The organism is Mycobacterium asiaticum, from assembly GCF_001673365.1.
GTDB lineage: Bacteria > Actinomycetota > Actinomycetes > Mycobacteriales > Mycobacteriaceae > Mycobacterium > Mycobacterium asiaticum_A.
This window is the reverse complement of sequence record NZ_LZLS01000174.1, coordinates 1-26,523: the sequence shown is the minus strand read 5'-3', so window position 1 is coordinate 26,523 and position 26,523 is coordinate 1. Positions and strand designations below refer to the sequence as shown.

The 26,523-nt window shown below is 66.5% G+C and carries 26 protein-coding genes; 13 read left to right on the top strand and 13 right to left on the bottom strand.

The window, feature by feature from the left end:
- From A5634_RS28740 to A5634_RS18920, 6 genes are all read left to right on the top strand, one after another.
- Positions 1–356, top strand: a 356-nt coding sequence (locus A5634_RS28740; RefSeq protein WP_172831742.1) for a hypothetical protein, incomplete at its 5' end; no start/stop codon positions are given.
- Positions 311–730 carry a nitroreductase family deazaflavin-dependent oxidoreductase gene (locus A5634_RS18940; RefSeq protein ID WP_253861749.1) on the top strand — a complete coding sequence of 140 codons (420 nt, stop codon included), beginning with the start codon at positions 311–313 and terminating at the stop codon, positions 728–730. The genes A5634_RS28740 and A5634_RS18940, both read left to right, overlap by 46 nt.
- A gap of 8 nt (positions 731–738) precedes the next feature.
- Positions 739–1,068: a TfoX/Sxy family protein gene (locus A5634_RS18935; protein ID WP_065145566.1), complete on the top strand. Its 330-nt coding sequence runs from the start codon at positions 739–741 to the stop codon at positions 1,066–1,068.
- Positions 1,069–1,107: 39 nt separating this feature from the next.
- On the top strand, positions 1,108–1,743 hold the full coding sequence (locus A5634_RS18930; protein ID WP_065145565.1) for an endonuclease: 636 nt from the start codon (positions 1,108–1,110) through the stop codon (positions 1,741–1,743).
- Between the two features lie 2 nt (positions 1,744–1,745).
- Positions 1,746–2,489: a DUF72 domain-containing protein gene (locus A5634_RS18925; RefSeq protein WP_065145564.1), complete on the top strand. Its 744-nt coding sequence runs from the start codon at positions 1,746–1,748 to the stop codon at positions 2,487–2,489.
- The gene (locus A5634_RS18920; RefSeq protein WP_065145563.1) at positions 2,486–3,721 is read left to right on the top strand and encodes an NAD(P)/FAD-dependent oxidoreductase; all 1,236 of its coding nucleotides are present in this window, start codon (positions 2,486–2,488) and stop codon (positions 3,719–3,721) included. Before A5634_RS18925 ends, A5634_RS18920 begins: the two co-directional genes overlap by 4 nt.
- Here the strand turns inward: A5634_RS18920 and A5634_RS18915 are convergent.
- The 5 genes from A5634_RS18915 to A5634_RS18895 form a co-directional block, all read right to left on the bottom strand.
- The gene (locus A5634_RS18915; protein ID WP_065145562.1) at positions 3,690–5,783 is read right to left on the bottom strand and encodes a hypothetical protein; all 2,094 of its coding nucleotides are present in this window, start codon (positions 5,781–5,783) and stop codon (positions 3,690–3,692) included. The genes A5634_RS18920 and A5634_RS18915 overlap by 32 nt on opposite strands.
- 86 nt (positions 5,784–5,869) lie before the next feature.
- Positions 5,870–7,360, bottom strand: coding sequence for an acetyl-CoA acetyltransferase (locus A5634_RS18910; RefSeq protein WP_065145561.1), 1,491 nt, complete (start codon positions 7,358–7,360; stop codon positions 5,870–5,872).
- Between the two features lie 22 nt (positions 7,361–7,382).
- On the bottom strand, positions 7,383–8,816 hold the full coding sequence (locus A5634_RS18905) for an aldehyde dehydrogenase (RefSeq protein WP_065145560.1): 1,434 nt from the start codon (positions 8,814–8,816) through the stop codon (positions 7,383–7,385).
- Positions 8,813–11,164, bottom strand: a complete 2,352-nt coding sequence (locus A5634_RS18900) for a CoA transferase (protein ID WP_155769616.1) — start codon at positions 11,162–11,164, stop codon at positions 8,813–8,815. The genes A5634_RS18905 and A5634_RS18900 overlap by 4 nt, the downstream gene beginning before the upstream one ends.
- Before the next feature lie 2 nt (positions 11,165–11,166).
- The gene (locus A5634_RS18895; RefSeq protein ID WP_065145558.1) at positions 11,167–11,673 is read right to left on the bottom strand and encodes a GNAT family N-acetyltransferase; all 507 of its coding nucleotides are present in this window, start codon (positions 11,671–11,673) and stop codon (positions 11,167–11,169) included.
- Positions 11,674–11,706: 33 nt separating this feature from the next.
- Between A5634_RS18895 and A5634_RS18890 the strand changes: the two genes are divergently transcribed.
- The 4 genes from A5634_RS18890 to A5634_RS18875 all read left to right on the top strand — a co-directional run bounded on the left by A5634_RS18890 (position 11,707) and on the right by A5634_RS18875 (position 16,540).
- The gene (locus A5634_RS18890; RefSeq protein ID WP_065145571.1) at positions 11,707–12,564 is read left to right on the top strand and encodes an SDR family oxidoreductase; all 858 of its coding nucleotides are present in this window, start codon (positions 11,707–11,709) and stop codon (positions 12,562–12,564) included.
- Positions 12,565–12,599: 35 nt separating this feature from the next.
- Positions 12,600–14,975 carry a phosphoketolase family protein gene (locus tag A5634_RS18885; protein ID WP_437339989.1) on the top strand — a complete coding sequence of 792 codons (2,376 nt, stop codon included), beginning with the start codon at positions 12,600–12,602 and terminating at the stop codon, positions 14,973–14,975.
- Positions 14,976–15,082: 107 nt separating this feature from the next.
- Positions 15,083–15,748, top strand: a complete 666-nt coding sequence (locus tag A5634_RS18880; RefSeq protein WP_065145570.1) for an MOSC domain-containing protein — start codon at positions 15,083–15,085, stop codon at positions 15,746–15,748.
- A gap of 36 nt (positions 15,749–15,784) precedes the next feature.
- Entirely contained in the window at positions 15,785–16,540 is a 756-nt protein-coding gene (locus tag A5634_RS18875) for a CPBP family intramembrane glutamic endopeptidase (protein ID WP_065145556.1), read from the top strand.
- Here A5634_RS18875 and A5634_RS18870 read toward each other — a convergent pair.
- The 7 genes from A5634_RS18870 to modA all read right to left on the bottom strand — a co-directional run bounded on the left by A5634_RS18870 (position 16,537) and on the right by modA (position 22,183).
- Positions 16,537–17,565, bottom strand: a complete 1,029-nt coding sequence (locus A5634_RS18870; RefSeq protein ID WP_065145555.1) for a zinc-binding alcohol dehydrogenase family protein — start codon at positions 17,563–17,565, stop codon at positions 16,537–16,539. The genes A5634_RS18875 and A5634_RS18870 overlap by 4 nt on opposite strands.
- A gap of 30 nt (positions 17,566–17,595) precedes the next feature.
- Positions 17,596–17,874: a GlsB/YeaQ/YmgE family stress response membrane protein gene (locus A5634_RS18865; RefSeq protein ID WP_065145554.1), complete on the bottom strand. Its 279-nt coding sequence runs from the start codon at positions 17,872–17,874 to the stop codon at positions 17,596–17,598.
- 90 nt (positions 17,875–17,964) lie between these two features.
- Positions 17,965–18,264 (bottom strand): GlsB/YeaQ/YmgE family stress response membrane protein, encoded by a 300-nt coding sequence (locus A5634_RS18860; RefSeq protein ID WP_065145553.1) that lies wholly within the window; start codon positions 18,262–18,264, stop codon positions 17,965–17,967.
- Between the two features lie 97 nt (positions 18,265–18,361).
- Positions 18,362–19,429 (bottom strand): alanine and proline-rich secreted protein Apa, encoded by a 1,068-nt coding sequence (locus A5634_RS18855; RefSeq protein ID WP_065145552.1) that lies wholly within the window; start codon positions 19,427–19,429, stop codon positions 18,362–18,364.
- Positions 19,430–19,500: 71 nt separating this feature from the next.
- Positions 19,501–20,610 carry a sulfate/molybdate ABC transporter ATP-binding protein gene (locus A5634_RS18850; RefSeq protein WP_065145551.1) on the bottom strand — a complete coding sequence of 370 codons (1,110 nt, stop codon included), beginning with the start codon at positions 20,608–20,610 and terminating at the stop codon, positions 19,501–19,503.
- Between the two features lie 5 nt (positions 20,611–20,615).
- Complete coding sequence (locus A5634_RS18845; protein WP_065145550.1) at positions 20,616–21,410, bottom strand: ABC transporter permease; 795 nt, start codon at positions 21,408–21,410, stop codon at positions 20,616–20,618.
- 5 nt (positions 21,411–21,415) lie between these two features.
- Positions 21,416–22,183 (bottom strand): molybdate ABC transporter substrate-binding protein, encoded by a 768-nt coding sequence (modA, locus tag A5634_RS18840; protein ID WP_065145549.1) that lies wholly within the window; start codon positions 22,181–22,183, stop codon positions 21,416–21,418.
- A 136-nt stretch (positions 22,184–22,319) separates the two neighbouring features.
- On the opposite strand from modA, the gene A5634_RS18835 reads away from it, so the two are divergent.
- The 3 genes from A5634_RS18835 to A5634_RS18825 all read left to right on the top strand — a co-directional run bounded on the left by A5634_RS18835 (position 22,320) and on the right by A5634_RS18825 (position 25,761).
- Complete coding sequence (locus tag A5634_RS18835) at positions 22,320–22,997, top strand: SDR family oxidoreductase (protein WP_155769615.1); 678 nt, start codon at positions 22,320–22,322, stop codon at positions 22,995–22,997.
- A 22-nt stretch (positions 22,998–23,019) separates the two neighbouring features.
- Positions 23,020–23,940: an LLM class F420-dependent oxidoreductase gene (locus tag A5634_RS18830; protein WP_065145547.1), complete on the top strand. Its 921-nt coding sequence runs from the start codon at positions 23,020–23,022 to the stop codon at positions 23,938–23,940.
- A gap of 432 nt (positions 23,941–24,372) precedes the next feature.
- Positions 24,373–25,761 carry an NAD(P)/FAD-dependent oxidoreductase gene (locus A5634_RS18825; RefSeq protein ID WP_065145546.1) on the top strand — a complete coding sequence of 463 codons (1,389 nt, stop codon included), beginning with the start codon at positions 24,373–24,375 and terminating at the stop codon, positions 25,759–25,761.
- A 230-nt stretch (positions 25,762–25,991) separates the two neighbouring features.
- On the opposite strand, the gene A5634_RS18820 is transcribed toward A5634_RS18825, so the two are convergent.
- Positions 25,992–26,381: a PaaI family thioesterase gene (locus tag A5634_RS18820; RefSeq protein ID WP_253861747.1), complete on the bottom strand. Its 390-nt coding sequence runs from the start codon at positions 26,379–26,381 to the stop codon at positions 25,992–25,994.
- Positions 26,382–26,523: the final 142 nt, after the last annotated feature.

Here is a 26,523-nt window from a genome sequence, read left to right as displayed (position 1 = left end):
CGGGCAAGGTGTCCAAAGGCAACCTGCGTAGCTACGTCGGCGCTCTGGTCATCACGTCCGAGCGGGTCCTGGGCACCTTGTCGACGGTGCCCAGGCTCGCCGGCCGGGCTATCGACGTACGTTGGGATACGCCTGGCGAGGGCCCGGTCCAGGCCGAGTTCTCCGCCGATGGCCTGTCCCTCGACGTCGACATCAACCACGTCGACCCCGCGTTCTCCGGGCACTTGTCGCTCACTTACAAGACGACGATTTCCGAGGCGGTGCTCACCACCATCCCAAGACGGTCGCTGTCATTCAGCGTTCCCCGGGAATGGGTGCTGCGTGCCGTCGGCGTCCCCGCGGGGCGATCAGCATGAGCCGCAAACGGCAGTTCGTGCACCGCGTCCAGCGTTTCGTGGTCAACCCGCTCGGCCGGAAGCTGCCGGTCACCATGCTGGAGACGACGGGCCGCAAGTCCGGACAGCCCCGACTCACCGCCGTGGGTGGCGCGGTGGTGGACAACCAATTCTGGATGGTCTCCGAACACGGCGACCATTCCGATTACGTCTACAACATCAAGGCCAACCCCGCCGTCCGGGTGCGTATCGGCGGTCAGTGGCGCAGCGGAACCGCCCACCTGCTGCCCGACGACGACCCGTGGCAGCGGCTGCGTAAACTCCCGCGCATCAACGGGTTTGGCGTGCGCACCATGGGCACCGATCTGTTGACCATCCGGGTCGATCTGGACTGAACCCGGCCATGGCCTACGACGTTGACCTCGCCAACCGGATCCGGGAACTGCTGGCCGCCGAACCCGTCGATGAGAAGCAGATGTTCGGTGGACTCGCGTTCCTGGTCGGCGGACACCTAGCGGTGGCCGTCAGCAGTCAAGGCGGTTTGCTCGTGCGGGTGCCGAAAGAGGACACCGACAAGCTGCTCGGGCGGGCTCATGTGGGTCCGATGGTGATGGCCGGCCGGGAGATTCGCGGCTGGCTGCGGGTTGGCGCCGACGGAGTGAAAACCAAACGGCAGCTGCAAAGTTGGGTGGACCGCGGCGCGGACTACGCACGCCGTTTGCCACCGAAGTAACCGGGGTTTGTGCCGCGACATGGCGGGTACGCCCGCGGTATGGACACAGCGGAGCGGCGGGTGCGACGGCTGCTCAAAGTCGCCGGCACCACATACGCGACCGAGGCCGGCATCCGGCTCAGCGACAAGCCGATGCCACTCTTCCAGCTGCTGGTGCTGTGCATGTTGGCCAGCAAACCCATCGACGCCACGATAGCCACGCGTGCCGCGCGCGAGCTGTTCAAAGCCGCGTTGCGGACACCTAAAGCCGTGCTGGCCGCTGAACGTCAGACCATGATCGAGGCATTTGGTCGCGCTCACTACGTGCGGTACGACGAATCCTCTGCCACCCGGCTCACCGATATCGCCAAGAAGGTGCGTGACGAGTTCTCCGGCGATTTGCGGGAACTTGCCCGCAGCAGTGACCCAGATCCGGAGAGGGCATTGCGAAACTTAAAGGGATTCAAGGGGATCGGCGATACCGGTGCCAACATTTTTTTGCGCGAGGTGCAAGACATCTGGACCTGGGTGCGACCGCACTTCGATGATCGGGCGATCGCCGCGGCCGAAATGCTGAAGCTACCCACCGACCCAGCCGAGCTGTCGGCGCTCGCGCCGCGCACCAATGCGCGGCTGGCGGCGGCACTAGTGCGCGCATCTCTCGATGACGATGTGCGGGTGCAGGTAACCGACTGACCATGACCGTGCGGATCGGCACTTCCGGGTGGTCCTATGACCACTGGGCCGACGTGTTGTACCGGCCGGGCCTACCCGCTGGGCGGCGCTTGCAGCGCTACGTGGAGGTCTTCGATACGGTGGAGTTGAACGCCAGTTTTTACCGTTGGCCCAAGGACACGACGTTCGCGGGCTGGCGTGATCAGTTGCCGAACGGGTTCACCATGTCTGTGAAGGCGCACCGCGGTCTGACGCACTATCGTCGGCTGGCCTCTCCGGAACCCTGGATTGAGCGGTTCGAGCACTGCTGGCAGGTTCTGGGCGACCGGCGCGGTGTGTTGTTGGTGCAACTACATCCGGACCAGCAGCGTGACGATGCCCGGCTGGATGCGTTCCTGGCTGCGATGCCCGCGTCGATTCGCACAGCCGTGGAGCTGCGCCACCCGTCCTGGAACGCCCCAGAAGTGTTTGCGTTGCTGGAAAAGTACCGTGCCGCATACGTTGTGATGAGCGGCGCCGGGCTGGCGTGTATTCCACGGGCCACCACCGACCTGGTCTACGTCCGCATGCACGGGCCCGAGCCCGCGTCCATGTACACGGGCTCGTATACCTCCGAGGACCTGCAGTGGTGGGCCGAACGCCTCAGCGAGTGGAACGACGAAGGTCGCGACGTGTGGATGTACTTCAACAACGATTTGGGCGGCCACGCGGTTCGTAATGCGTTGTCATTGCGGAAATTGCTGAGTCAAAGCGAGGAGCGATTATGACCAGCTCGAGCAGTTTCGTCATCGTCGGCGGCGGGCTGGCCGCCGCCAAAGCGGTAGAAGTATTGCGCGACAAGAACTTCGACGGACATATCACCCTGTTCGCCGACGAGGAGCAGTTGCCCTACGAGCGGCCACCGCTGTCCAAGGAGTATCTGGCAGGTAAGAAGACACTGGTCGATTTCACCGTGCACGATTCGGACTGGTATCGCGACCGCCACGTCGACCTACGGCTCAATACGCGGGTGGAATCACTCGATATTGATGCGCACACAGTCACGGCCGCCGACGGGGCGGCGGTGGCTTACGACAAACTGCTGCTGGCCACCGGGTCGGCGTCACGGCGTCCGTCGATCCCCGGGTCCGACGCCGAGGGTGTGCATTACCTACGCAGCTATGCGGATGCCGTTGCGCTGAATTCCATTCTGGCTGAAGGTGTCTCGCTGACGATCGTCGGCGCCGGGTGGATCGGCCTGGAGGTGGCGGCCAGTGCCCGGCAACGCGGGGCCGATGTCACGGTCGTGGAATCTGCCCAACAGCCGCTGCTGGGAGCGCTCGGGGCCGAAGTCGGTCAAGTGTTCGCCGACCTGCACCGCGAGCATGGCGTGGACCTCAGACTCGGGGCTCAGGTCAACGAGATCAGCGCCCAGGACGACCGGGTTACCGGACTGACACTTGCCGACGGATCGGTGGTCGGCGCCGATGCCGTGCTGGTGGCCGTCGGTGCCAAACCCAACATCGAACTGGCCGAACAAGCCGGACTGGAGCTTTCCGACGGCGGCGTACGTGTGGATGCCTCTCTGCGCACCAGCGACGTCGACATCTACGCGGTCGGCGACATCGCCGCCGCCGACAGCCCGCTGTTCGGAACCCGGATCCGGACCGAGCACTGGGCGACTGCCCTCAAGCAACCCGCGGTCGCGGTGGCCGGGATGCTGGGCGAATCGGCTGAGTACGACGAACTGCCCTACTTTTTCACCGATCAGTACGACCTGGGCATGGAGTACGCCGGGCATGCGCCGAGCTATGAGCGGGTCGTGTTCCGCGGGGATCGAGCCGGGCGCGAGTTCGTCGCGTTCTGGCTCGACGGCGACAGCCGGGTGCTAGCCGGGATGAACGTCAACGTCTGGGACGTCCTCGACGACGTAAAAGCGCTGATCCGTTCGAGGACACCGGTTGATCCCGAGGGGCTGGCCGATCCGGCTATTGCGCTGGATTCCAGTTCTGGTCGATGACATCGGGCGGGTGCTGCGCCTGCAGCCGTTCGCGCTCGGCGCGCCGCCGCTTGACCCGTAGCCGCGCGTCGACCGGCATGGTGACCAGTTCATCGCACAGTAGGTAATACACGTCGTCGACTGAGTCGATCAGATCCGCGGCCACCCGACGAGATCCCAACTCGCGCAGAGTCATTCGCAGCTGATGAGTGAACCGAAGGGTGGTGTCGTGGGCCAATTCCCTTGAAGTGCGCGCACTTTCGGCCAGCCGCTGGGCCAGCGATTCGGGCACTCCGGACCCCGCGGGTGCTTGGGCCGCGTCGGCGGCGGCGGCGGTCAGCAGCAGGCCCGGATCGTCGCCGAACGTCGGGCTGGCCAATTCGGCCTCCCCGGGGCCACGGTGTCCGAGCTTGGCAACGGCGACGTCCAGCGCTGCGGCCGCGGCCGAGGACAGTGCTCGGATACTGCCGACGTTGCCCTGCTGGGCCAGCGCGCACAAGGTCGGGTCGGCACGCAAGATCGCGGCCAGCGCGGCGGTTTCCGCGGCAATCCGGTCGCTGTCCAGGATCATGGCCACACCGGACACGCTGGCCCGCGCCCGGGTGTGCTCGAGAGTTGCCGCGGTGACGCCGGTATCGATCACCCATAAAGCGGTGAGGATCCACCCCTGATGGATGCGGTCGCGCAGCAGCCGGATCCGAACCTCCAGGCTGGCCTCGGGTAACGCCGCCAGGTCCTCGGCATCGAGTTGCTCTTGGGCTGCGGCGGCCACGTAGGCCTGGGTGTCGGTCCGTAGGTGACGCAACAGCGCCAGTGACCTCGCCGTCACGACGGCCTTGGCTACCGATCCCCCGGCTCGCTGCGGCCGGCCGAACGGCAGCAACTCGCTTTCGGCTGGCTCCGTACCCAAGGCGCGTTGGGTGACGGCGTGCTCGTCCCAGCCCGGAAGCTGGGTGGCGGCAACAAAATTGGCCGATACCCCGACGTAGGGACGGTGACCGAAGACCGCGATGGCCCGATTTGCCCATTCCTCGGCGATCACGTCGCCGAGTGCGAGTATCCGGCCCATCGCCTGACCCGCGGCGCGCAGCCCGCTCAACTGGACATCGAGGCTGATAGGGGTCAGCGGCCCCGGCAGCGCTTCGGCTAGACCGGCTGTGCTGAAGACGGGGAACCGCGGATCGATGCGGTCGTCGAACTCCCCTTCCAGACCGTCGGGCGCCGCGCTGCGTAGCGCCGAGTCGTCAGCGGCGCCGGGCCGCGGGGGCGTCTCCAGCGGCAGCGGCAGCTGTCCGGGACCCGGGACCGCGCCGGCCGAACCCAGCCTGCGGCCGAGCAGTCCCCGTCCGGTGTCGACCACCGCATCCAGTGCCCGCCAACCGCACTCGAACTGCCAATCCTCTTGCACCGCAGTGGTATTGAGTGCAGGCTCGAGATTGTCCCAGCCGGGAACCCGATGCAGTCGCAGCCGCGGGTCCACAGCTCGCAGCAGCCGCCACGCGGTGATCACGTTGATGGTGTCGGGGGTGGCCAGATCCACAATGCCGGACCGGTCGGTGCTGACCGCGGCGACCAGGAACCGAACCAGGTCCTCGACGTGCAGCACCCGAATGGGACGGTCGGAGACCTTGGCGCGCAGCAACGTCGCCACCGTGCGGCACCCCATCCAGTCCAGCTGGCGGCCCAGCGGCGGAGCCATCCGAATGACCAGACTCGGCGCCCAACCGGTGGACACCAACGTCTCGGCCGGCCGGTACAGCTCGGGTCGGCCCGCGGCCTGGGACACGAACAGCAGCCGGGCCCCCGCGCGCGCCGCCGCATTCGCCACATGGGCTACCCCGTTGATGCCCGCCCCGCCCGGTGCGGACGTGTCGACCGGGGCGAGATGAATGACGACATCGGCCTCGCCGGCTAACTCCACCAGCACCGGGTTGCGCAGCGACGCGCAAACAAAGTCCACATTGGGATCCAGCGCGTCATGCGGATGGCCGCTGATCCCGCTGACCGTGTGCCCGGCCGCGATGAGATGGCGCGCGAGAAGCCGCCCAACTGCGCCTGCGGCGTCGGTAAGCAGCACGTGCACGTGGCCTCGCCTCCCCCAACGTCTATCTAATGACAATAAGCACGCCGGCTCGAGTTGCGCACTATTGAGTCTTTACCGTGACCGAGTTACCGCAGCGTGGCGGTCCCGTCATCGGTTACGGCAACCTTCGCCCCCGTGATCTCGTCACTTACCGTGGCCGCCGCGGCGGCCGGATCGTTGATCGTTGCCAAGACGCGCTCGTCGTCGGGGGTTCGGACGGCCAAAAACGCCTTCTCGGGCCGGCCTTCGCGGTCGAACGGCGTCGTCCACGCCTCGACGGTCCCGACTCCCTCCCAATCCACCAGGCCGACCGTGGTCGGCTCCTTGTCCACCTCGGACTGCACGTCCTCCCAGCGAAACCCGGAGTTCGACGGCGGCTCGGTGCTGTAGACGCCGAAGCTGTGCTTGGTCAGGTAACCGCCGTTCGCCGTGATCAGCCCCCGTCGCCCGGGATTGGCCACCAGTAGGTCGGCCATCGTGGCAATGGAATGGGTGACGTAGTTGCTCCACGGCCCGCCGGCAAAGGTCAGTCCGCCGGTGACGGTCAGCGGTCGGGAAGGATCGTCGACGGCCAGGCCCAGTTCAGCGGCGGCGACCTGAACAGCGGAGGGGAAGCAGGAGTACAGGTCGACGTAGTCGACATCGTCGATGCCCAGGCCGGCCAGTTCCAGCGCCCTGGCGCCGCCGATCCGGATGGCCGGCGACCGGTGCAGCTCACGACGCTCGGCAATTGCGGAGGTGTCGTGGGCGTCGGTTCCAGCGTGCGGATACACCCATCGCTCGGGCGGCACCTGCAGCTTTGTGGCCTGCTCGACCGACGCCAGGATCAGCGCGGCGCCCTGGTCAACCATGTTGTTGGAGTTCATCAGCTTGGTGTAGGGCCAGCTGATCATCCGGTTGTCGGGTCCGGGCTGGCGGATCTCCTCGGCGCTGACCGGCCGACGGATCCAGGCATTGGGGTTGTCGACCGCGACGGCGCTGAAACGCGCCCAAAGTTCGCTGACCCGTTTGCTGTGCTCCTCGGCTGTTTCGCCGTTGGCGATCCGCAACGACTGCTCGAACAGCGGGTAGACGTAGGCCGGCCGGTCCAGCTTGATCTTGATTTCGGCGTCACCGGCCATCGGGACGTCCTCGCCGGCGACTTCGGGCATGGGCACCGAGTTTTCCTGCTCGGTCCACACGAGTCGGCGGCCCTGCTTCTTCAGCGTGTTGCGGGTGCGCCAGGTTTCGGCTGCGGAGATCAGCACCACGCCGGCGCGGCCGGCCTGGATGTCCAGGCAGGCCTGGTTGACCAACGACTGTGGCGTGTTACCGCCGACGCTGCTGTAGCCGGCGGTGAAACGGTTCAGGCCGAGCCGCTCGCCGAGCAGCAGTCCGGGGTTGCGGTAATGGGCGGAGAGCATGTGCACCACGCGGATCGCGTCTATGGCTTCGACGACCCGAGGATCTGCCGCTTGCCGGGTCGCGGTGACCATCAGGTCGAGCGGCTCGATGGACGGCTTGTCGGGGTCGGGTTCGTCGCGGTGGTTGACCTGGCCGTAGCCGATCAGCACCGGGGTCTTGGGGTCCACGGGCATGGATCGAACCTATCGCGAGGGCTCAGGCCGGGCCCGTGCGGTAGATCGACTTGAGTGTCCGGTAGGCCTCGAGGCCCTCGGGTCCCAGCTCTCGACCCAGGCCGCTGGCCTTTACTCCGCCGAACGGTGCCCGGACGTCCAGGGCGTAGGCGTTGACCCCGATGGTGCCGGTGTGCACGGCCCGCGCCACCATGGTTGCCCGGTCGATGTCTGCCGACCAAACCGTGCCGGCCAGACCGAACTCGGTGTCGTTGGCCAGGGCGATTGCCTCGTCGTCGCTGTCATATCGGCTGATCGTCAGCACCGGGCCGAAAATCTCCTCGCGGGCCAGCCGGTCGGAGTTGTCGACATCGGCGAACACCGTCGGTGCTACGAACCAACCGCGGGGTTGCTCTTTGGGCACCGACCCGCCGGCGACTAAGCGAGCGCCACTGTCCTTGCCGATGTCGATGTAGCCCAGGACCCGGTCGCGTTGGCGCGAACTGACCATAGGGCCGATCTCGGTTCCCGGATCCAGCGGATCACCCACCGACATGCTCTCAGCCAAAGCCGCTACCGCATCGACGATCTCGTCGTAGCGCGATCTCGGCGCCAGGATCCGTGAGCTGAGGTGGCACGTCTGCCCGTTGTTGACGAACGATGCGTTGCGCAACCCGTCCATCGTCGCGGCCAGGTCGGCGTCGTCGAGGATGATCGCCGCTGACTTGCCGCCGAGTTCCAGGGTGACCGGTCGCATCAGGCGTCCGCAGGTCTCGGCGACCAACCGCCCGGTTGCGGTCGACCCAGTGAACGCGACCTTGTCGACGCCGGGATGCGAGACGAGATGCGCACCGACGGCGGGCCCGCCAGATACCACGTTCAGCACTCCGGCCGGCAGTCCGGCCTCGACCGCAGCCTCGGCGAAAACCAGTGCGTCCAAAGCGGTTTCGGGCGATGCCTTCAGCACGACGGTGCAGCCCGCGGCCAGCGCGGGCGCGACCTTCATCGCCGCCAGGGCTTGCGGGTAGTTCCACGGGATGATCGCGGCGACCACTCCGACCGCCTCGCGCCGAACGATCGTGTGCCCGGTGACGCTCGGGCGGACTTCCTCCACCGGCACCTCGGTGATCAGCTGGGCGTAGTAGCGAAACAGGACCGGCGGGAAGGCGCCGTTGGCCCCGCGCGACAGCGAGATCGGCATGCCGTTCTCCCGCGTCACCAACTCGCTGGTGGGCTTGGCGCGCGCCTTGAGCGCGTCGGCCATGGCGATGAGCAGTCCGGCCCGATGCTCCGGTGAACTCGCGCGCCAGTCCGGCAGCGCGCCACGGGCGGCCGCGACCGCGGCGTCGATGTCCGAGTCGGAGACGACCGCACCGTCACCGAGGGGTTTGCCGGTTGCCGCTTCCACCACCGGTTCGACATCTTGAGCCGTGCGGAACTGGCCGGCTACGAAAAACTGCGCGGTCGATGACGTCATTGCGGTGCCTCCTGTGGCTGAGATGCAAACAGCACGCCGTCCTTGATCAGGCGCTCGATCTCATCCGGGCTCAGCCCGAGTACTTGCTCGCAGACCTGTCTGGTGTCCTGACCGGCCTGCGGCGCCGGGCGTCGTGGCGCCGGCGGGATGTTGCGAAACGGCGCGGGGCCGGTTTCGGCCGGCAGTGGGCGCGCGATGAGCGGATGTGTCATGTCGCTGAACAGTTTTCGCGCTATCAGCTGTGGGTCCTCGAGAATGTCCGGCGGCCGCTGCATCGGGCCGGCGGCGATTCCGGCGTGCTGCAGCGCCTCGGCCGCCTGCAGGGGTGTGCGCGCCCGAGTCCAATCGTGCAGCGCGGCTACCAATTCCGCCCGAGGTAGCTCTGAAGTTCCCAAAACATCTGCGAGGCAACGCCATTCATCATCGGTACCGATCGAGACAACGCACCATTCGTCGTCGCCCGCGCACGGACAGACAGCATGGACGGTGGGGTCGTCACGCACCCGTGTCGTCCCGTCGGCGAGCGCTGCCTCGGTGACGAACAACGTGTCGAGTTGATTGACCACGACTTCGGCCTGCGAGATGTGGACATGAGCCCCAAGGCCATCTCGGTCGCGTCGAACAAGCGCGGCGAGGGCCAGCACCGCGGCGAGGCGGCCCACAACGTGATCGGGGAAGATCGTCGCCGCGTCATAGAAGGCGTGCCGGGCCCCGGCAACGGCCTCTTCAGACGTCCATACCCGGGTGGCGCCCGTAGTGGCGCGCACCAATGGGCCGTAGCCGAGTCGGGTGCTCCACGGGCCGGTGTTGCCGAAGGCGCTGCTGCCGGCCAGCACGATGCGCGGGTTGAGCGCGTGCAGTGCGTCATAGTCAAACCCAAGGGAGGCAAGGGTTCCCGGCTTGAAGTTGGCAAACACGGCGTCGGCCTCGGCGACCAGTCGGGCGAAGATCTCCTTGCCTTCGGCGCTGCGCAGGTCGATTCCCACGGCCCGGTGATTGCGGTGAGTCCACGCGAACGACTCGCTCATCGCGTCGCCTACCCGCGACTGGCGCAGACCGTCCGGGTAGTCGCTGCTCTCGATCTTGATGACGTCGGCACCCAGATCGCCGAACAGGCGACTCAGTTCGCCCCCGGCCACGATGATGCCCAGATCCAGGATCCGCAGGCCCGCAAACGGGTAATCACCCACTTCGCCCGACGGTTTCGGTGTCGGCGCGGGTTCGGTCAGCCACCGCGGTTCGTCGTGCCCGGCCGCCGGCGCGGGGGTGCGAAAGCCGCTGCGCTGGCCATCGACGACGAAATAGCCGGTGGGTACCTTGGTGTGCACGCCCGGCACCAGCTCGGCGTCGGTAATCGCGCCCACCGCCTGGAAGTGTTCGGAGGCCAGGATCCGCGACGGCGTCAGCACCGCGGCGATGGGCACCCCGTGCGCCTGTCCGGCCGCCACCAGTTCCTTCATCGACTTCTCGGCGAACAAAGCCGTCACCAGCACGCCGATCTCGGGCCACGCGGCGAACCGGGCACCAAGGGTTTCGTACTTGGGGTCCTGGAAGTCCTCCGGCTCCCCCAGCCACCGTCGCAACCCTCGCCACTGGCGCGGCGCCATCACGCACAACCGGACGTAGCCGTCCCGGCACGGGTAGATCGGATACGCGTCCTGGTTCTTGGGACGCCCCCGCCATCGGCCGCCGCTGCGAACGCCGGCGGCTGCCTGCCCATGCGCGCCGAACGCCGGATCCAGCGATATGACGACCGCATCGAACCGGGAGAAATCAATGTAATCGCCGGTGCCGCAACGTAATCGATTGTAGTAAGCGACCAGCACCGCCCACGCCGCCTGCGCCGCCGCGGTTGCGGTCGCAATCCCGTCCGGCGGTAGCACCGGGGTGCCGACAGTGGGACCCGTCCGGGACAGCGATCCAGACATCGCATACAGCACCGCGTCGCTGGCACGCCACGACGAGCGCGGTCCCGTCGCGCCGAAATCGCTGATCGACAACACCACCAGGTGCGGGCAGTCCTCGGCCAGCGCGGCGCCCGCGGTCCCGTAGGCCGCGGCTTGGCCGGACTCGACCAGGATGTCGGCCGAGGCGGCCAGGCCGAACAGGCGTTGACGATCTTTCGGGCTGTGCGGGTCCAGCACGGTGCTGCGTTTGTTGGCGTTGTGCACGGCGAACGGAATGCTCGCGCCGGCCAGGGTGGGCAGTGTCGTGCGTCCCGGGCTGCCGCCGGGCGGCTCCACCTTCAGCACGTCCGCGCCCAGATCGGCAAGCAGTCGCGTGACAGCGTCCGCGCCGCCCTCGGACAAGTCGACGACACGCACCGCATCGAGCAACCTGTCGGGCATGGTCACACCGTAGCCAGTTGATAGCGCACTTCGTCGGCCGGCGCCCCACCGATTGCCACCGTGCGACGTGTCCCGTCGAGACTCCACCCGTCCCGTTCGTAAAACCGGCGGGCGCGGGTGTTGCCGTCGAGCACCCAGAGTGCCGCCGCCGTGACCACTCGTCGCAACTGCTGGCGGGCGGCAGCCATGAGCAACCGCCCCACGCCCGTGCCCATGTAGTCGGGATCGACGTAGAAGGCAAACAGCTCACCGTAATTCGGCAAGTCGTCATCCCGGCACAGGCCTGTGATTGCCAAGCCGCAGATGGTCGATCCGTTTACAGCGAGCAGGGTGGACGGCTCGCCGATCCCGGTGCGCCCGATGCGATAGCGGCCGGTCCAGTCTTCGGGCCTGAGGCTGTCGAGGTAGTCCTGAGCGATGAGTCCACGGTAGGCCGATTGCCACGACCGGACATGCACCCTGGCGACGTCGTAGGCGTCCTCGGGAACGGCCGAGCGGACCTCAGTCACCCCTGCAGTATCGAGCGGAATAACGTGGACGTCATGGCAGACACGGCAGCTATCGCCAGCAAAATCAGCGGGAAAGTAATCGTGATCACCGGTGGTGCCCGGGGCATCGGTTTGGCAACGGCGACGGCCTTGCACAAGCTGGGTGCCAAGGTCGCGATCGGCGACATCGACGAGTCGACGGTCAAGGAGTCCGGAGCCGACCTGGGCCTTGAGGTGTACGGCAAGTTGGATGTCACCGACGCGAATTCGTTCTCCGATTTCCTGGATCAGGTTGAACGGCAACTCGGCCCGATCGACGTGCTGATCAACAACGCCGGGATCATGCCGGTGGGCCGGATCGTCGACGAGCCCGACGCCGTCACCCGGCGCATCCTGGACATCAACGTCTACGGGGTGATTCTGGGCAGCAAGCTCGCCGCGCAACGCATGGTCCCCCGGGGACGGGGCCACGTCATCAACATCGCCTCACTTGCCGGTGAGATGTACATCGTCGGGCTGTCGACCTACTGCGCCAGCAAGCACGCGGTGCTTGCGTTCACCGACTCGGCCCGCCTCGAATATGCCTCGGCCGGGGTGCATTTCTCCTCGGTGTTGCCGACGTTCGTCAACACCGAACTGGTTGCCGGCACGCCCGGGATGAAAGGTTTCCGCAACGCCGAACCGGCCGAGATCGCAGGCGCGATCGTGGCGCTGATAGCGCGGCCGAAGCCCCGGGCGCGAATCACCAAAGTGGCTGGGGCGATGGTTGTTTCGCAGAAATTCTGGCCGCGCCGGGTCCTCGAGGCGGCGAACCGACTGCTCGGCGGCGACCATGTCTTCACCGACGACATCGACGTCGAAAAGCGCCGTGCCTACGAGGCGCGTGCTCGCGGCGAAGAGTCAGAGTCGTAATTCACAATTCATTTGAGGTCTGAACAATCGGGTAGATGAGACCCATGAGCCCGGAGACCGCGCCCGCAATCCTGTCCGACGACGAACTGGCCCTCATCGATTCCTACTGGCGAGCCGCCAACTACCTGTCGGTTGGCCAGATCTACTTGCTGGACAATCCGCTGCTGACCGAGCCGCTGGCGGCCGAGCACGTCAAACCCAGGCTGCTCGGGCACTGGGGCACCACCCCGGGTCTCAACCTGTTGTACGTCCATCTGAACCGGCTCATCCGCAACCGCGACGCGAACGTCATCTACATCACCGGACCCGGGCACGGCGGTCCCGGCTTGGTCGCCAACGCCTACCTTGAGGGCACCTACAGCGAGATCTACACCGGCATCGAAGAAAACGTCGACGGCCTGCGCAAGCTGTTCCGCCAGTTCTCCTTCCCGGGCGGCATTCCCAGCCACGTCGCGGCTCAGACGCCCGGATCCATCCACGAGGGCGGTGAACTCGGCTACGCCTTGGTGCACGCCTTCGGCGCGGCCTTCGACAACCCCGACCTGGTGGTGGCCTGTGTGATCGGGGACGGGGAGGCCGAAACCGGGCCGTTGGCCGCCGGCTGGCATTCGAACAAATTTCTCAATCCAGCCGTTGACGGCGCGGTGCTGCCGATCCTGCACCTCAACGGTTACAAGATCGCCAACCCGACGGTGCTGGCCCGGATTCCCGAGGCCGAGCTGGAAGCGCTGATGCGCGGCTACGGCTACCGCCCGATCACCGTGGCCGGGGATGACCCCGCCAGCGTCCACCAACTGCTGGCCGCGGCCCTTGACGACGCGTTCGACGACATCGCGTCGATCCAGCAGGCTGCGCGAGAGGGCCAGGCGGCCGAACGGCCGGTGTGGCCGATGATCGTGCTCCGGACGCCCAAAGGCTGGACCGGCCCGAAAGTGGTCGACGGCCAGCAGGTGGAGGGCACCTGGCGATCCCACCAGGTTCCATTGTCCGGCACTCACGAAAACCCGGAGCACCGCTTGCAGCTTGAGGAATGGCTGCGCAGCTACCGTCCCGAAGAGTTGTTCGACGCTGACGGTGCACTGCGCTCCGAGCTGAAAGCGGCTGCGCCGCAAGGTGATCGGCGGATGAGCGCCAACCCGCACGCCAACGGCGGGGTGTTGCTGCACGATCTGGACCTGCCGGACTTTCGCGACTACGCGGTGCCCGTGGAGCGGCCCGCCGCGGCGACGCACGAGGCCACCCGGGTTTTGGGGTCGTTCCTGCGGGACGTGATAACCCGCAACTTGGACCGGTTCCGGCTGATGGGGCCCGATGAAACCGCATCGAACCGGCTGAGTCCGGTTTTCGAGTCGACCGACAAGGTGTGGTTGTCGGCGACGGACTCCGACGACGACCACCTGTCCCCCGACGGCCGGGTCATGGAGGTGCTGTCCGAGCACTTATGTCAGGGCTGGCTGGAGGGCTATCTGCTGACCGGGCGGCACGGGCTGTTCAACTGCTACGAGGCGTTCGTGCACATTGTCGACTCGATGTTCAACCAGCACGCGAAATGGCTTTCCACCAGTCGTGAACTCCCCTGGCGGCGACCGATCGCGTCACTCAACTATCTGCTGAGCTCCCACGTGTGGCGCCAGGACCACAATGGGGCGTCACATCAGGACCCCGGCTTCATCGACCTGGTGGCCAACAAACGGGCCGAAGTGGTGCGGGTCTATCTGCCGCCGGACGGCAACACCTTGCTGTCGGTCGCCGACCACTGTTTGCGCAGCCGCGATTACATCAACGTGATCGTGGCGGGCAAGCAGCCCGCGCTGTCTTATTTGTCGATGGACGATGCGATTCTGCACTGCACTCGTGGGCTGGGCATCTGGCAGTGGGCGAGCACGGCGACCGGTGAACCCGATGTGGTGCTGGCCTGTGCCGGCGATATCCCGACGCTGGAGACGTTGGCCGCCGCCGACATCCTGCGCCGCGAGCTGCCGGAACTGGCCGTGCGGGTGATCAACGTCGTCGACCTGATGCGCCTACAACCGGATTCCGAGCACCCGCATGGGTTGCCGGACCAGGAGTTTGACTCGTTGTTCACCAGCGACAAACCGGTCATCTTCGCCTACCACGGATATCCGTGGCTGATCCACCGGCTGACCTACCGGCGCGCCAATCACGCCGAGTTGCACGTGCGCGGATTCAAGGAGCGCGGCACCACAACGACGCCGTTCGACATGGTGATGCTCAACGACTTGGACCGCTTCCACCTGGTGATCGATGTGATCGATCGGGTAGACGGGCTGGGCAGCCGAGCCGCCGAACTGCGCCAGCGCATGGTCGACGCGCGGTTGGCTGCGCGCCGCTATACCCGTGAGCACGGTGAGGACGACCCACAGATCTCGGGCTGGACCTGGCCCGCTTAGACAGCGCGCGGCCACCCCGAGCCGCACCACACGGCGAAAACCGCCGCCTTAGAACGCAGCCACGTTCGGCTCGCGGTCCAGGGCGATACCCTGTGCGGGTGCCGAAGGTGCTGTCCGTCAACGTGGCCCAAGCCATGGCCAATCCCGATCCTCGCGCTATGTCGAAGGTGACCGGCATCGATAAGCGGCCCATGACGGAGCCAGTCCCAGTGCGGGCACCGGGCCCGATGCGCGGCGGCCTGGGCAGCGGACTCGTCGGCGACACCATAGGCAATCCGAAGTATCACGGCGGTGACGACCAGGCCGTGTACGCCTACGCCCGCGAGGATCTCGACGACTGGCAAGACCAACTGCAGCGCACCCTGACCGACGGAATGTTCGGCGAGAATCTGACCACTCAAGGCATCGACGTGACCAATGCCCGCATCGGGGAGCGTTGGCGTATCGGCACCGACGGCTTGTTGCTGGAGGTCTCCGCGCCGCGGACACCGTGCCGCACCTTTGTGCGCTTTCTCGACATCCAGCATTGGATCAAAACGTTCACCAAAGCCGGCATACCCGGCGCCTACCTGCGGGTGCTTTCGCCGGGCACCGTTCGCGCCGGCGACGAGATCAACGTCGAATACCGTCCCGACCACGACGTGACGATCGGGTTGGTATTCCGGGCGCGCATGTCCGAACCCGAACTCATGCCGAGGTTGCTACAGGCAGACGGGCTGTCCGCGGAGATCAAGGCGGAGGTTCACCGACGGCTGGCTTCGCGGCAAAACTGAGCGTTTGCTCAGCGGTGCGCGGGTAGACTAGCCGGGATGCCCGACCAGTCCGCCGCCCTGCCAAGCGCTGCTCACGCTATTCCGCAGCTGGACCGGTTCCGCATCCACGTCGACATCGCCGTCGTGGTCGCGGTCTTGATACTGACGAACTTCGTCGCGCATTTCACCACCCCGTGGGCCAGCATCGCGACCGTCCCGGCCGCCGCCGTCGGACTGGTGGCGCTGCTGCGGTGGCGTGGCCTGGACTGGGCCGAACTCGGCCTCGGTCGCGAACACTGGAAGTCCGGCATGGGGTACGCGCTGGCGGCCGTCGCGATCGTGGTCACCGTGATCGGCGTCGGAGTGTTGTTGCCGATGACCCGACCGATGTTTCTGAACAACCACTACGCAACCATCTCGGGCGCCCTGATCGCATCGATGGTCATTATTCCGTTGCAGACCGTCATCCCCGAAGAGCTCGCCTTCCGCGGCGTGCTGCACGGAACGTTGAACCGGGCCTGGGGATTTCGTGGTGTCGCGCTGGCCGGATCACTGCTCTTCGGGCTGTGGCATGTCGCGACGTCGCTGGGGCTGACCAGCAACAACGTCGGCTTCACCCGGCTGTTCGGCGGCGGGATCTTCGGGATGATGGCCGGGGTAACCCTCGCGGTGCTGGCGACGGGCGCAGCCGGTTTCGTGTTCAGTTGGCTACGGCGACGCAGCGGCAGCCTCATCGCGCCGATCGCGCTGCACTGGTCGCTGAACGGGGTGGGCGCGCTGGCCGCCGCCGTCGTCTGGCACCTCTCGACCTAGACAAGCAGCACCGCAGCGCCGGCGATCCGTCCCGAGCTCAGGTCCGTCAGTGCCCGATCGGCTTGTCCCAGCGAGTATTCCGGTGTGGTGACGTCGATGTGGTGGCGCCCGGCGAAGTCGAGGAATTCGCGCGCGTCGGCCCGGGTGTTCGACGTGACAGAGCGGATCTGCCGTTCCTGAAACAGGTGCCGCTGGTAATTGAGCGACGGAATGTCGCTCAGATGGATCCCAGCCACCGCCAACGTGCCGCCGCGATCGAGCGCCGCCAGCGCGGGCAGCACCAAATCACCGACCGGGGCGAACAGAATCGCCGCGTCCAGCGGTACCGGCGGCGGATCCGATGCGCCTTGCGCCGACGCGGCACCCAGCCCGAGGGCAAGCTCGCGTGCCCGGTCGCCGCGGGTCATCACGTGTACCTCGGCGCCCTGCGCCAGCGCGACCTGCGCGGTGATGTGAGCGCTACCGCCGAAGCCGTAGAGCCCGAGTCGGCCGCCGGCAGGAAGATCGGCGCGCTGCAGTGAGCGGTAACCGATGATCCCGGCACACAACAGCGGCGCGAGTTCGCTGTCGCTGTAGCCGTCCGGCAGGGGATGCGCGAAAGCCGCAGGCACTGTGGCGAATTCGGCGTACCCGCCGTCCGCGTCCCAACCGGTGTAACGGGACTCCGGGCACAGATTCTCGTCGCCCCGACGGCAGAACTTGCACACTCCGCAAGTGTGGCGTAACCACGCGATACCGACCCGGTCACCCACCGCGAACTCATCACCGGCATCCGAGCCGACCTCGATCACCTCGCCCACCACCTCGTGGCCGGGGGTCACCCGATCGCGGTGCACTGGAAGGTCGCCTTCGGTGACGTGCAGGTCGGTGCGGCACACGCCGCAGGCCAGGACGGCAACCAGCAACTCCGACGGTGCAGGGCGCGGCAGGTCGGTGGTGACGCACTCCAAGGGCCCAGTCCGCATCGGCCCCGGCTTGCGCACCTGCCATGCGGTCATCGTGGTGGTGGCCGCCCGGGACGCCATCACCCCATCATGCCGCGGGCTCGCGCCGCGTTACAGGGTCCGGGTACGCGAGGTGATGAACTTGAAAACCAGCAAGATCAGTACCGCGCCTACCAACGCTCCCAGGAAGGAGTGGTTGATCGGTGGGGTGATGGTGAATTCGTGCGGGGGAAACACCACGCTGCCCAGGGTGCCGCCGACATAGGCTCCGACGATTCCGAGTAGCGCCGTGGCGATCCAGCCCATGGATTGCTTGCCGGGCACGATCAATCGCGCAATCAGACCGACAATCAAACCGAGAACGATCATCCCGATGATGTGCAGGACCATGACCAGCTCCTTCGAGTATTAACTTGTCGAGGGGACCTCGAAGGAATACCCGGTGCGGGTGCGGTCAACCCGCGGTGACTATCCAGACTGTCAGCGGCGCTGCACCAGCCCGACGATCCAGAGCAGGATCACCGAACCCAGTAGCGCGGTGAAGAAGGTGAACCACCAGCCGCCCGATGCGGTATCGAAGGCGAAGCTGAGCAGAAAACCGCCGATCAAGGCGCCGACGACACCGATCACGATGTTCATCAGAATGCCCGATCCGCCGCCTTTGACGATCTTGCCGGCAATCCAGCCGGCCAGCGCGCCGATAATTATGTAGCCGATCCAGCCCACGCTGGTCAGCGTTGATGAGCGAGCCAGAAATTCGGTAGCTGCCACGACGTCCATCAGGGGCCTCCTTGGTCACCGTCCAGCCCGATTACTGGACCGTGATTTCGGTATACCCCTCGTGCGTAACTATTCAAGTGTCGATTTGGCGACGCAATTACGCCGGTTGAGTCCGCGGCTGTGTCGCTGCCGGCGTGCCGGCCGCCGGAGCCTGCGCGGGAGCAGGGGCTGGCGCCGGTGCTGGTGCCGGTACAGCGGGCGCGGGCTCCGCGGGGGCAGGCACGCCTGGAACCGGGGCCGGAGCACCTGGAACGCCTTCGGGTGCCGGGGCGGGCGGCGCGGTCCAGGGCCGGATCGACTCCGCCAGAATCTTGGCGGCGTTCTTGTCCACCGGGTTGTTCGCCGTGCCCAGCCACACCACGAACCAGCGCTGCGGCGGACCCGTCGTCGGCGTGGCGCCGGGCGGCGTACCCACCACTCCGGTCCAGATCTGTCCGTTCGGCTTGCTGGTGTCGCTGAACTTCACCTCGTAGTAGGACGCGCTGCCCGATACGCCATTGGCGTTGAGGGGCACCGTCTCCTGGTTGACCCGGGTGCCGGGGTAGGGCATGAAGAACTCGCCCATGTCGGATCCGAGTCGCACAGCCGCCTTCGGGTTGGTGGCCTCGGCGCTGGCGTAGAGCTTCTGGTCCAGGCGGCCCAACACGATGCGGGTGTCGTTGGCTACCGGCTGCGGCTGCCCGGGCATCGGCGGCTCACCAGCTGTCTTGCTGAGCAACGCCGAGCCGTAGTCCAAGTGGGATGCGTCAGACTCCACCCAGCCGGGCGGTACGACGAAGCTGAACCCGCCGACGGCGTTGGTGACTCGGCCGAGCTCGGGCGCGTTGGGGTCAGGCGGGGGCGGCGCGTTCGGGTCGACGGGCGGCGGCACCGCGTTGGGGTCCCCCGGCTGTGCAGCTGGCGCGGGATTGGCCCCCGGGGCGGGGCTGGCCCCGGGCGGAGGCGTGGCCGGCGTGTTCGGCGCCCCGGCCGCGGGTGCCGGTGAAGCTGGAGTGGGCGACCCCGGCGGCGCGACCGTCGGGGTCGGCGAGGGCGCAGGCTCGGGATCAGCGCCGGCGATTGCCGGCAACGCAATGGTGACGACGCTGGCACTGGTCGCCGCGGCAATGGCCAGCGACGCCAAGAATCCCTTGCGACGGGTCGAGTTCGAGTCCACCTGATGCATGGCGACGAACCTACCGTGTTAATGCCGCGAAGCAAGGAAGGCCTACCCGGTGTCCCCCAACTGGATTGCTGTCAATCCGGCCAGTTCATAGTCGGGTACAACGCGACCTCCTGCGCCTTGACACTGAACCACACCCGATCTCCGGCGCTGAGCTGCAGGTCTGCTGCCGCCTCGGCGGTGATGCTGGCCGTCAATCCCGGCGCCCCGTCCGGTTGGTCCTGACCGCGCGCCAGAATCGTCGGTCCGCGGGTGTCCAGCTCAGTCACGATCACTTCAACGGCATTTCGCGGGCTGCCGTGGGGCGCCTCCCGATAGAGGGCCACACTGCCCGGTGCGAATACCGCGACGGCCGCTTGGCCGTTCGCCAACTCCGCCTCGGCCCTTCCATGCCAGCGCTGCCCGGCCCCGTTTTGCAGGGCGCCGTCGGGACCGATCTTTCCGTTGACCAGGTTGACGCCTGCGATCTGCGCCCCGAAGTGGCTCCTGGGTGCGGCCAACACGTCGGCGACGGGCCCGATTTCGGCGATTTTCCCGGATTCGAGCACCAGCACCCGGTCGGCCAGCGCGAATACGTCCAGCAGGTCGTGCGTGATCAGGATGACGGGGCAGCCGCTACGGGCGACCACGCCACGCAGCACCGCTCGAATGGATGCGGCCGCGCCGACGTCGAGTCCGGCCAGCGGCTCGTCGAGCAGCAACACCTCCGGTTCGACCGCGAGTGCCCGCGCGATGGCGACCCGCTGGGCCTGGCCGCCAGAGAGCTGACCGGGCTTGCGGTCGGCGAACTGCTCGGCGTCCACCTCCCGCAGCCATCGCAGCGCCGTGTCCCGTGCAGGCACCCGCCCGAGCCCGAACATGCGCCGGAACTGGCGCCCGCGCAGCCCGAAGGCCACATTGGACGCGACGCTGAGATGCGGAAACAGCAGTGGGTCCTGCAGCAGCAGCCCGACCCGCCGGTCGTGGGTGGGCACATCGACGCCAGCCGCGGTATCGATCAGCACCCGATCCCCCACCCGCACCAAGGCCGCATCGGGTCGGACCAACCCGGCAATCACATGCAAGACGGTCGACTTGCCCGCCCCGTTTGGGCCGAGCACCGCCAGCACTTCCCCTGCACCCACGGCGAAATCCACATCGACCTGGCGCTGGGCCAGCACCGCCCGAACCTGCAGATCGGTCATGGCGGCTACCTCGCGTCGGTCCCGGTCAGTCGGCGCGCACCCAGCCCCAGCACCACCAACGCCGCCACCGCCACCAGCAAAAGCGACAGTGCCACAGCCGCATCCGGGTCACTGACCCGTTGCAGGTAGATCTCCAGCGGAAGGGTGCGGGTGACGCCTTGCAGCGACCCGGCAAACGTCAACGTCGCACCGAACTCCCCCAGGGACCGCGCGAAAGCCAGCACCGCCCCCGACGCCAAGCCGGGCACTAGCAGCGGCAGAGTGACCCGCCACCAGATCGTGCTGGGCCGGGCCCCGAGGGTCGCGGCCACCAGTTCGTAATCGGCGCCCGCGCTGCGTGCGGAGCCTTCCAGGGCAATCACCAGGAACGGCAACGAGACGAAGGTCTGCGCCAGCACGACGGCGGTGGTGCTGAACGCGATCCTGATCCCCGCGGCCTCCAAATACTGGCCGATCAGACCGAGTCGACCGAAGGCGTAAAGCAGGGCTATACCGCCAACCACCGGCGGGAGCACTAGCGGCAGCAGGATCACCGGCCGCAGTAGACGCACCGATCGCAGTTGGCTGCGGGCCAACACCAACGCCATCGGAACACCCAGCAGGACACACAGCGTCGTGCTGGCCGCGGCCGTCTTCAAGCTCAGCAACAGCGCTGTCGCCGAGGAATCGCTGCTGATCAGCGACCAGAAATGCGGCCAATCCACCTTGACTGCAATCGCAAACAGCGGCAGACCCACAAACAGCGTCCCGACGGCCGCGGGCACATAGACCCAGCGGGGCAGATCGGTCGGTGTGGGCATAGGAGTCAGGGCCTGGCGAACCCGGCCTGCTCCAAAATCCGTTGTCCCGCATCGCCTGTCACGACTGCGACAAATTTCTGGGCCAGCGCGGCTTGCGGGGCCGACTTCAGCACTCCGATCGGATAGACGTTCACCGCGCCGGCGGCCTCCGGGAACTCGACGGTCGCCACCTTGTTTCCGGCGCCAATTGCATCGGTGACATAAACCAGCGCCGCATCGGCCTGCCCGCTGGTGACCTTGTTCAACGCGTCGGTGACGCTGGGTTCTTCGCTGACCGGACGCAGTTGCGTCCCGGTAGCGTCCTCGATGCGGTGGGTGGCCGATCCGCACGGGACCGGCCGCTGGCAGACCACCACGCCGAGCCCGGGTCGGGCCAGGTCAGCGAACGAACCGATGCTCTTCGGATTGCCGGGCGCGGTAACGATCACCAGTCTGTTCGCGGCGAAGTTGACCACACCATTGCGCAACAAGCCGGCCGCAGCGACCTTGTCGGACTGCGCGGTGTCCGCCGAAGCGAACACATCGGCCGTCGCACCCTGGGTCAGCTGCGTCGCCAACTCCGAGGAGCCCGCAAAGTTGAAAGTGATGTCCGCGCCGGGATTGTCCGCCTTGAATCGTTCGCCGATCTGACTGAACACCTGCCGCAGCGACGCCGCCGCGAACACCACGACCCGCTTCGTATCCTGGTCCGACCCAGATCCTGAACTGCACGCCGTCACGCTTCCGACCAGCATCGTCGTCAGCAAAACGGCCAGCCACCCGGTGCGACGCATCGGTCAAACCTAGCGCTGCGACGCTGCGACTGAATAGTTACGCAAATCATTAGCGCGTCGTGGCGGCGTGGAGTTTCGCCGAATAGCTACTGTCCAGTAACATTGACGCCGATTGACGCCATAGCACAAGGAGGTCGTGGCAATGGAGGTTGTGGTCACCGGTGGCGACACCGATCTGGGTCGCACAGTTGCCGAAGGCTTTCGTGACGACGGTCACAAGGTGACCCTGGTGGGCGCACGTGGCGGCGACCTCGAGGTCATCGCCAAGGAACTCGACGTGGACGCGATCGTTTGCGACACCACCGATCCCGCCAGCCTCACCGAAGCACGGGGGTTGTTCCCACACCACCTGGACACCATCGTCAATATCCCGGCCCCCACCTGGGAAGCCGGCGACCCACGCACCTTCTCGCTGCCCGACACCGCCACCGCATGGCGCAAAGCGCTGGACGCGACCCTGCTCTCGGCCGTCCTGACCGTGCAGTGCGTGGGCGACCACCTGCGCTCCGGCGGCCACATCATCACCGTGCTGACCGAGAACCCGCCTCCCGGCAGCGTCGACTCCTCGATCAAAGCCGCCGTGTCCAGCTGGGTCAGCGGACAGGCCGAGGTATATGGCACCCGCGGCATCACGGTCAACGCCGTCGCAGCAGGCCGCAGCGTCCAAGCGGGCTACGAGGGTCTGTCCCGCACCCCCGCGCCGGTGGCAGCCGAGATCGCGCGGCTGTCGCTGTTCCTCACCACCGCGGCCGCCCGCCACATCACCGGCCAGACGCTGCACGTGAGCCACGGCGCACTCGCACAGTTCGCCTGAGCCGGTCGCTACGGTAGACACCGTGGCTATTCGGCTTGGATTCCAGATTCCCAACTTCTCCTACGGAACCGGTGTAGAAAACCTGTTCCCGACGGTCATCGCTCAAGCGCGCGAAGCCGAATCAGCCGGCTACGATTCGCTTTTCGTGATGGACCACTTCTATCAACTGCCCATGCTCGGCACCCCAGACCAGCCGATGCTGGAGGCCTATACCGCGTTGGGCGCGCTTGCGACCGCCACCGAGCGCCTGCAGTTGGGCACGTTGGTCACCGGCAACACATACCGCAACCCCGCCCTGCTGTCGAAGGTGATCACCACGCTGGACGTGGTCAGCGGCGGCCGCGCGGTGCTGGGTCTGGGGGCTGGCTGGTTCGAACTCGAACACCGCCAGCTTGGCTTTGAATTCGGCACCTTCACCGACAGGTTCAACCGACTCGAAGAGGCGCTGCAGATCATCGATCCGATGATCAAAGGCGAGCGACCCACGTTCTCCGGAGAGTGGTACACCGCGGAATCGGCGATGGCCGAACCCCGCTACCGCGACCGCATCCCCATCATGATCGGGGGCGGCGGCGAGAAGAAGACGTTCGGACTGGCCGCCCGCTACGCCGACCACCTCAACATCATCGCGTCTTTCGACGAACTGCCTCGCAAGATGGCGGCGGCGCGGGCCCGCTGCGAGGAGGTGGGCCGCGACCCGGCGACGCTGGAAACCAGCCTGATGCTGACCGTGATGCTCGACGAGAAAGCTAAGCCGGACCAGTTACCCGAGAACATGGCCGCGCGGATGGCGATCGGTGGGCCAGCGCAGATCGCCGAACAGGTACAAGCCAAGGTGCTCGACGCCGGTTTGAATGGCGCGATCATCAACCTGCCGAACGGTCATATACCCGGCATGATCACTGCCGCAGCCGAGGCCCTACGCCCGCTGATCCACGCGTAGCGAACAGCCCGGCGGCCAAGTGCGGGCGACGCGACATATAAACCACGCACACGACACGCCGTGAGGCGTGTGCGTGGTTTATCTCTCGATGAAGCACTGCGCGCTGGTCTGGGCCCCGGTGGGGTCCGCCGGCTGACGGTGTGGCTGGCCCGGGCGCGACATATAAATCACGCACACGACACGCTGTGAGGCGTGTGCGTGGTTTATCTCTCGACGAAGCACTGCGCGCTGGCCTGGGCCCCGGTGGGGTCCGCCGCTTAACGGTGGTCCTGCCACCGACGTCGGCAGATAAACCTGGCACACGCAATTCGCTGGTGTGGTTAATTACACAGGCTCACAGCTGGGTTTGTGACCCAGGGTTGACTAACCTAAAACAGGTTAGTAGCTAACTGCAGCCGCCCGTCAAGGAGACCCCGTCAGGAGCAGCGGAAAATGAGCCCCCAGCAGGAACCAACAGTTGAACCGCGCCGTCGGCATCGTGTGGTCATCATCGGCTCGGGGTTCGGCGGTCTCAACGCGGCAAAGAAGCTCAAGCGTGCTGACGTCGACATCAAACTGATCGCCCGCACCACCCATCACCTGTTTCAGCCGCTGCTCTACCAAGTAGCCACGGGCATCATTTCCGAGGGCGAGATCGCCCCGCCGACCCGCGTCGTGCTGCGCAAGCAGCGCAACGTCCAGGTGCTGCTCGGCAACGTCACGCACATCGATCTCGCCAGGCAATGCGTCGTCTCGGAGTTGCTCGGTCACACCTACGAAACGCCTTACGACAGCCTGATCATCGCCGCCGGCGCCGGCCAGTCCTACTTCGGCAACGACCATTTCGCCGAGTTCGCCCCCGGGATGAAATCCATCGACGACGCTTTGGAGCTACGCGGGCGGATCCTGAGCGCCTTCGAGCAGGCGGAGCGGTCGAGTGACCCTGAACGACGGGCCAAACTGCTCACCTTCACCGTCGTCGGCGCCGGCCCCACCGGCGTTGAAATGGCCGGGCAGATAGCCGAATTGGCCGAACACACGCTCAAGGGCGCCTTCCGGCACATCGACTCCACGAAGGCTCGTGTGATCCTGCTCGACGCCGCCCCCGCCGTGCTGCCGCCGATGGGGGAAAAGCTCGGCGAACGTGCGGCCGCGCGGCTCCAGAAGCTCGGCGTCGAGATTCAACTGGGTGCCATGGTCACCGACGTGGACCGCAACGGGATCACGGTCAAGGACGCCGACGGCACCGAGCGGCGCATTGAATCGGCCTGCAAGGTCTGGTCGGCCGGCGTGCAAGCCAGCCGCTTGGGCCGCGACCTCGCCGAGCAGTCCGACGTCGAACTCGACCGGGCCGGCCGTGTCCAGGTGTTGCCCGACCTGTCGATTCCGGGGCATCCGAACGTGTTCGTCGTCGGCGACATGGCAGCGGTCGAGGGCGTGCCCGGTGTGGCACAGGGCGCCATTCAGGGCGCCAAATACGTCGCAACCAACATCAAATCCGAGCTGGCCGGCGCCGATCCGGCCGAGCGGGAGCCGTTTCAGTACTTCGACAAAGGCTCGATGGCGACGGTGTCGCGGTTCTCCGCGGTGGCCAAGATCGGTCCGCTGGAATTCAGCGGCTTCATCGCCTGGCTGATCTGGCTGGTGCTGCACCTGGTCTATCTGATCGGGTTCAAGACCAAGATCACCACGCTGCTGTCGTGGACGGTCACCTTCCTGAGCACGCGGCGAGGTCAGCTGACCATCACCGACCAGCAGGCGTTTGCGCGAACCCGACTCGAGCAGCTGGCCGAACTTGCCGCCGAAGCGCAGACCAGCGCGGTCACCCAAAAAGCCAGCTAGCGCTTGCGGTCGTCAGGGTCTGATGGTGCCGACCCGCTTCGCCCGGCTTACGCCGCGCTTGCGGTCGTCGGGGTCTGATGGTGCCGACCCGCTTCGCCCGGCTGCGCCGCGCTTGCGGTCGTCGGGGTCTGATGGTGTCGACCCGCTTCGCCCGGCTGCGCCGCGCTTGCGGTCGTCAGGGTCTGATGGTGCCGACCCGCTTCGCCCGGCTTACGCCGCGCTTGCGGTCGTCACGGGAGATTCTGCAGGCGCACCTGGCCGCGGGCGACGACGCGGTCGTCGTCGTCGGTGATCGTCACCAGCCACAGTTGCTGCAGGCGCCCCCGGTGCAGAGGTTCTGCCTTGCCATACACGGTCCCCGACTTGATGGCACGCAGAAAGTCGGTGTTGTTGTTGACGCCGACCACGTTCCCGCTGCCCTGGGAGTTGAGCCAGGTGTAAGCGGCCACGCTGGCCATGCTCTCGATGATCGAGCAGTACACCCCGCCGTGCACCAATCCCATCGGCTGCAGCAGTTTTGGTTTGACCTCGAGTTGGGCACGGGCGCCGTCAGGGGTCAGTTCGGTGAATTGCAGGCCGATCTCGCTGTCGAACGCGGCGACGAATTCTGAGTCAGACACTGACGACACGATCTTGTGTCTACACCATTTAGTGCCCCGGAAAACGGGCGAGCCCCGTGCACGTGGCACGGGGCTCGCCGATCGAGTAGACCGGGGGTCACTGCAGCCCTCAGGACACTTCCGCGGTCATTTCTCCGCTCGA

What these genes read in the sequence shown, in the direction of transcription:
- A5634_RS18940 (WP_253861749.1), top strand. Translation starts at nt 311, where the DNA reads ATGGGTGCTGCGTGCCGTCGGCGTCCCCGCGGGGCGATCAGCATGAGC.
- A5634_RS18935 (WP_065145566.1), top strand. Translation starts at nt 739, where the DNA reads ATGGCCTACGACGTTGACCTCGCCAACCGGATCCGGGAACTGCTGGCC.
- A5634_RS18930 (WP_065145565.1), top strand. Translation starts at nt 1,108, where the DNA reads ATGGACACAGCGGAGCGGCGGGTGCGACGGCTGCTCAAAGTCGCCGGC.
- A5634_RS18925 (WP_065145564.1), top strand. Translation starts at nt 1,746, where the DNA reads ATGACCGTGCGGATCGGCACTTCCGGGTGGTCCTATGACCACTGGGCC.
- A5634_RS18920 (WP_065145563.1), top strand. Translation starts at nt 2,486, where the DNA reads ATGACCAGCTCGAGCAGTTTCGTCATCGTCGGCGGCGGGCTGGCCGCC.
- A5634_RS18910 (WP_065145561.1), bottom strand. Translation starts at nt 7,360, where the DNA reads ATGCCCGTGGACCCCAAGACCCCGGTGCTGATCGGCTACGGCCAGGTC.
- A5634_RS18905 (WP_065145560.1), bottom strand. Translation starts at nt 8,816, where the DNA reads ATGACGTCATCGACCGCGCAGTTTTTCGTAGCCGGCCAGTTCCGCACG.
- A5634_RS18900 (WP_155769616.1), bottom strand. Translation starts at nt 11,164, where the DNA reads ATGCCCGACAGGTTGCTCGATGCGGTGCGTGTCGTCGACTTGTCCGAG.
- A5634_RS18890 (WP_065145571.1), top strand. Translation starts at nt 11,707, where the DNA reads ATGGCAGACACGGCAGCTATCGCCAGCAAAATCAGCGGGAAAGTAATC.
- A5634_RS18885 (WP_437339989.1), top strand. Translation starts at nt 12,600, where the DNA reads ATGAGACCCATGAGCCCGGAGACCGCGCCCGCAATCCTGTCCGACGAC.
- A5634_RS18875 (WP_065145556.1), top strand. Translation starts at nt 15,785, where the DNA reads ATGCCCGACCAGTCCGCCGCCCTGCCAAGCGCTGCTCACGCTATTCCG.
- A5634_RS18870 (WP_065145555.1), bottom strand. Translation starts at nt 17,565, where the DNA reads ATGGCGTCCCGGGCGGCCACCACCACGATGACCGCATGGCAGGTGCGC.
- A5634_RS18865 (WP_065145554.1), bottom strand. Translation starts at nt 17,874, where the DNA reads ATGGTCCTGCACATCATCGGGATGATCGTTCTCGGTTTGATTGTCGGT.
- A5634_RS18860 (WP_065145553.1), bottom strand. Translation starts at nt 18,264, where the DNA reads ATGGACGTCGTGGCAGCTACCGAATTTCTGGCTCGCTCATCAACGCTG.
- A5634_RS18855 (WP_065145552.1), bottom strand. Translation starts at nt 19,429, where the DNA reads ATGCATCAGGTGGACTCGAACTCGACCCGTCGCAAGGGATTCTTGGCG.
- A5634_RS18850 (WP_065145551.1), bottom strand. Translation starts at nt 20,610, where the DNA reads ATGACCGATCTGCAGGTTCGGGCGGTGCTGGCCCAGCGCCAGGTCGAT.
- A5634_RS18845 (WP_065145550.1), bottom strand. Translation starts at nt 21,410, where the DNA reads ATGCCCACACCGACCGATCTGCCCCGCTGGGTCTATGTGCCCGCGGCC.
- modA (WP_065145549.1), bottom strand. Translation starts at nt 22,183, where the DNA reads ATGCGTCGCACCGGGTGGCTGGCCGTTTTGCTGACGACGATGCTGGTC.
- A5634_RS18825 (WP_065145546.1), top strand. Translation starts at nt 24,373, where the DNA reads ATGAGCCCCCAGCAGGAACCAACAGTTGAACCGCGCCGTCGGCATCGT.